Raw genomic sequence first — 4,300 nt, forward strand, 5'->3', positions numbered from 1 at the left:
CAACTAGGTTCTGGTAACGGTCAACTTCGTACCCCTCAGAGAGTTAATGTTAATGTTTATGGGGATATTTTTGTTGCAGACACTGGAAATCACAGAGTACAAAAGTTTGATTCATCTGGAAATTTTGTCTTAAAATTTGGTTCACTAGGTTCTGGCAATGAACAATTCCAATTTCCTACCGGTGTTGTGATGTATGATCTTTCTGGATACATAACTGACACCAATAATAATCGTGTATGGTCGATTCATTTTTCTCCAGAACCTATAGCCGATAACCAACACATTCAGGGTATGGAAGATACTGCCTCTGCAATTACATTGACTGCCTATGATGCAAACCATGACGTGTTGTCTTTCTCGGTTGTATCTCCTCCCTCACATGGATCTCTTAGTGGAACTGCTCCGAATCTAACGTATTTTCCAAACCTGAAAAGCGTTATTATGTATTTTGGACTCTATCCATTTGTCTTTTCATACCGTGATTCTCAATCTTCATACCTGATTCTCAAAGATAAAATCAAATGTCAAGATATAATACTCTCCAATTCCAATCTTACCCATGACTAGTCAGTATGTTTGGATTGGAATTGCTATGGGAGTGTTTATTGCAGGTTTAGGTGTTGGATTTGCATTGTTTTCAAATTTGGAACAAACTGAAACCCCTTTTTCTAATAGAATGATGTTCAATAACATGATGGGGCAAAACAATCAGGCAATGTCTTGGATGATGGAAGATCCCCATCTTAGACAACAAATGTTTCAACAGATGATAGAAAATCCAGAACAAATGAGGGAATGGATGGCAAACGATCCCAGACATGTTGAACAAATGTCAGAAATTATGAAAGAAAACCAGATGTTTATGTCACAAATGATGTCCACTATGATGAATGATCCTGATTTGAGGTTTCAAATGATGGGACGCATGGCAGAAAATCCAGATGCGTTACAAGAGATGATGGACATGTGGAGTTCTGGGAACATGATGGGGAGTAGCATGATGAATTCTGGAATGATGAATCAACAATTGCAAGGACAAGGTGAAATCAAACAATCTGAAACTACATACGTAAAGATGATAGATGGTGTTCAGGTAGTAACAATAAATGCAAAGGAGTTCAAGTTTATTCCCTCTGAACTAAACATCAGTGCAGGAAAAACCAAATTTGTTCTAATTAACGATGGTGTGGCCGAGCATGAACTAGTCGTCTATGAAGTATCTAAAAAAGACATAATTGAGAAAGCTGAGATTGCTGAAGACGAAGAGACTATAGAACAAAATATTCTCTTTGAGATTGAAGAAGTACACGGTGGGGAGTCTGGTGAAAGTGAAATTTTGGATCTTACAAAAGGATCATACGTGATAGCATGTCATGTGCCAGGACACTATAATGCAGGAATGAAAGGCACTTTGAATATTCTGGAATGATTAGGAAAAAGAGAAATTTATGGCTAATGTCAAAGAAGCGGTAAAAAAGAGAAAATTGTTAATGATTACTGATGAACCTGAAATTGGTTTTGAAAATTTTATGCAAAATAATTTTGTTTTTTGAAATTGAATATCATATGGTTGATGATACGTTGAAAATCAATATCAACAACAATACAAGAATTGAAATTGTTGGAGTTTTGTATCTTTGAAAAAATGAAAGACAATGAGTTTCAATAATGCAGATGTGGACATGTCAAAAATGAACATGAATGGAAAAAATAGTCCCTATAATGCGTCTGATTTAATCCAAAGATATTTTACTATCTTTCTAACGTCTATTTTTTTAAAGGATTAGACGAATTTTGTATATTATATACTTGTAATTTCACAAAAAATATCTGCCAATCTTGTTTTCATTATGTGCACTCACGTCATTTTCAATCCTCTAACTCATTTGAACATTCAATAGAACATACATCATCACACCAATGCTCGAATTTTTTTTCCACAGACAACACATGTTCTCATGATGCGTACCAAACTCCTTTTTATTGATAATGTTTTTGGATTTTTCTTTCATTATCTCCGTCATCATTTCTATTTCATGTACTCGACTAATGACAAAGTAGATTCAATTCCTTCCATCTTCCTTAGTTTCCATTGTACGGCATCACGTAAATGATCCAAACTGGATGCTTGCAATTTCACAATAATTCGCCATGGCCCATCTACTAACGTGGCTTCTTTTACGGCATCAATTTCGTTTAATTGATTTATTATGCTAGTCATTGATTTGTGCGCACACATTATCAAAACAAACACAATACTGGAGGTATCTGTCATCTAGTTTTTCTCCAAAATTGAGTTTGATGTACTGCAGATATCCGACAATACTAAATTTTTTCCATCTTTATCTTTGTGAATTTGGATTTTTTCTTAGTTCATGAAATCTATTTCTGACGGTTACGGCAGTTATACCTGATGCATTTGCTATTTGTATCTGTGAGAATCCATCATGTCTTACCACGTTTGAAAAATAAATTGACGCTGATGCCATTCCTGCAGGATCGCGTCCTGCTATCATATCCAGTTCAGTTGCTTTTTTGAGAATTTCTATTGCAAGATTTTTTGTCCCTGCAGATATTTTGAGGTTGTTTGATATTTTCAAAATAAAATCCGACTGATTAACAAGAGGTATTTTTAAATCAAGTTGTTTTACAATGGCCCTATAACTTTGAGCAATATTGGTTCTTTTGATATTTGTAGCTGTCGCAATGTCACTTAAATTTCGAAGTGTATGGGTATTTCTACACGCAATATACATTGATGCTGCAACTACTGAATAGATTGACCTTCCAGATGTGATTTTTCTCTCCAATGCCTTTCTGTAAATATGTGCTGCAGTTTCTTTTACGCTGTCAGACACACTTAGTTTATCTTGAAGTCGTTCAAGAAAGTCAAATGCCACATTAAAACTTGCATCAGAACGTTTTGCTAATCTACTTCTAGCATCTTGAATTCGTATTCGTTTTACTGTTGATGAGAAAGCAAATGGGATGGATTTTCCATGAACATCTGTATTCTCAGAACTAATTACTGTGGAAAGACCAAAGTCATTTCTGGATAAAGTTATTGGGGCACCAGTCCTGCGAGTGTCTTTTTGATTATCGCCAGAACCGGATTCATATCCTAAATTTTCTATCTTCTCATCAATTACAAATCCACAACTGGCACAAAAAATCTCCCCTATGCTCAAGTCTGTAATGATTTGTTTTTTAGAGCATCGCTGACATTCAAATTTTAAATTAGAATTCAATACCGTGTTGGAATTCATCTTTTTACCTCATCAATGATTAGAATTTTCTCAAGACCTGTAATCCTAATGTGAATATGTAATGATCATGCAGACAAATTTGTTCAAAATTTAATCTATTCATAACTCCTGTACTTTTTTAGCGAATATAATGACTAGGTATACATTGTGGCATATTGTCACACAACGATTAACTATTAGAAAAAGATGGTTTCATGTCTAGATTAAAATTTGTGACTTTTTGAAATTAGGTGTGAAAAATGGGGACAAAAAGCCTGAAACTGAACATGCAAGTTTTAGAATTAACAAAAAAATTCTTGAATCATTAAAGACTATTTCAAGAGAAGATCATCTGAGTCTTAACACGTATGTCAATCGTATTTTTGATTCTCATTTGAATTGGAATCTATTGGCCCCTGAAGTGGGATGGGTTGTCATGCTAAAATCTGCAATGAAGGAAATTATTAAAAATTTGGATAGTGAAACCATTGTTCAAATTGCAAGAAATTCCGCAGAAGGTGGTTCCAAAGAAATTGCACTATCCATGCGCGGTAAATATGGTATTGATGAATGGATTTCTATATTAAAAAACAGAGCAAAATCATCTGATTTTACATTGAAGGAATACAAAGAAAAGGATACGATAAGATTGGTTTTGTATCATGATATGGGCGAACGATGGTCTTTGTTCTTTGAAACTTATTACAATACAATATTCTTTGAGCTTGGTGCAAACGTCCAGTCCGAATATACTGAAAATTCCATCATGTTAGAAATAAAATCAAAAAATCCAAAATAAACTACTGTTGAAATCTAGAAAACTATTTTGTGGTACATTGTGTTACTAAACATAGGTTTAATTGATTTCATAAATTTGTTAATTCTACGCCATGGCTGATGTGTTTTGTTAGAAAATTTTTATCTTGTATGTGCTGTTATGGGATTTTTTTCTTTAGGTGCAATACTAGGATTGTTTTCCAGAGGAAAACAACAACATGTGTATTTGACATACATACCTTCCATCATTGGATCTTTTTTAGCAATTATTTTATCAA

The 4,300-nt window shown here is 34.0% G+C and carries 4 protein-coding genes and 1 pseudogene; 3 read left to right on the top strand and 2 right to left on the bottom strand.

Translation table 11 applies throughout. From position 1 onward, the window contains the following. Both BD31_RS05415 and BD31_RS10740 read left to right on the top strand, forming a co-directional pair. Window positions 1–567 (top strand): annotated as a pseudogene (locus BD31_RS05415) (hypothetical protein); the annotation flags it as partial. Further along, window positions 560–1,429 (top strand): plastocyanin/azurin family copper-binding protein, encoded by an 870-nt coding sequence (locus BD31_RS10740; RefSeq protein ID WP_081583220.1) that lies wholly within the window; start codon window positions 560–562, stop codon window positions 1,427–1,429. The pseudogene BD31_RS05415 and the gene BD31_RS10740, both read left to right, overlap by 8 nt. 600 nt (window positions 1,430–2,029) lie before the next feature. Here BD31_RS10740 and BD31_RS05430 read toward each other — a convergent pair. Together BD31_RS05430 and BD31_RS05435 are read right to left on the bottom strand one after the other, a co-directional pair. After that, window positions 2,030–2,275 (bottom strand): Lrp/AsnC ligand binding domain-containing protein, encoded by a 246-nt coding sequence (locus BD31_RS05430; protein ID WP_008299604.1) that lies wholly within the window; start codon window positions 2,273–2,275, stop codon window positions 2,030–2,032. Between the two features lie 67 nt (window positions 2,276–2,342). Beyond that, window positions 2,343–3,266, bottom strand: a complete 924-nt coding sequence (locus tag BD31_RS05435) for a transcription initiation factor IIB (RefSeq protein ID WP_008299609.1) — start codon at window positions 3,264–3,266, stop codon at window positions 2,343–2,345. Window positions 3,267–3,498: 232 nt separating this feature from the next. On the opposite strand from BD31_RS05435, the gene BD31_RS05440 reads away from it, so the two are divergent. Continuing rightward, entirely contained in the window at window positions 3,499–4,044 is a 546-nt protein-coding gene (locus BD31_RS05440) for a hypothetical protein (protein WP_100222191.1), read from the top strand. Window positions 4,045–4,300 lie beyond the last annotated feature (256 nt).

The organism is Candidatus Nitrosopumilus salarius BD31, from assembly GCF_000242875.2.
GTDB classification, from domain to species: domain Archaea; phylum Thermoproteota; class Nitrososphaeria; order Nitrososphaerales; family Nitrosopumilaceae; genus Nitrosopumilus; species Nitrosopumilus salarius.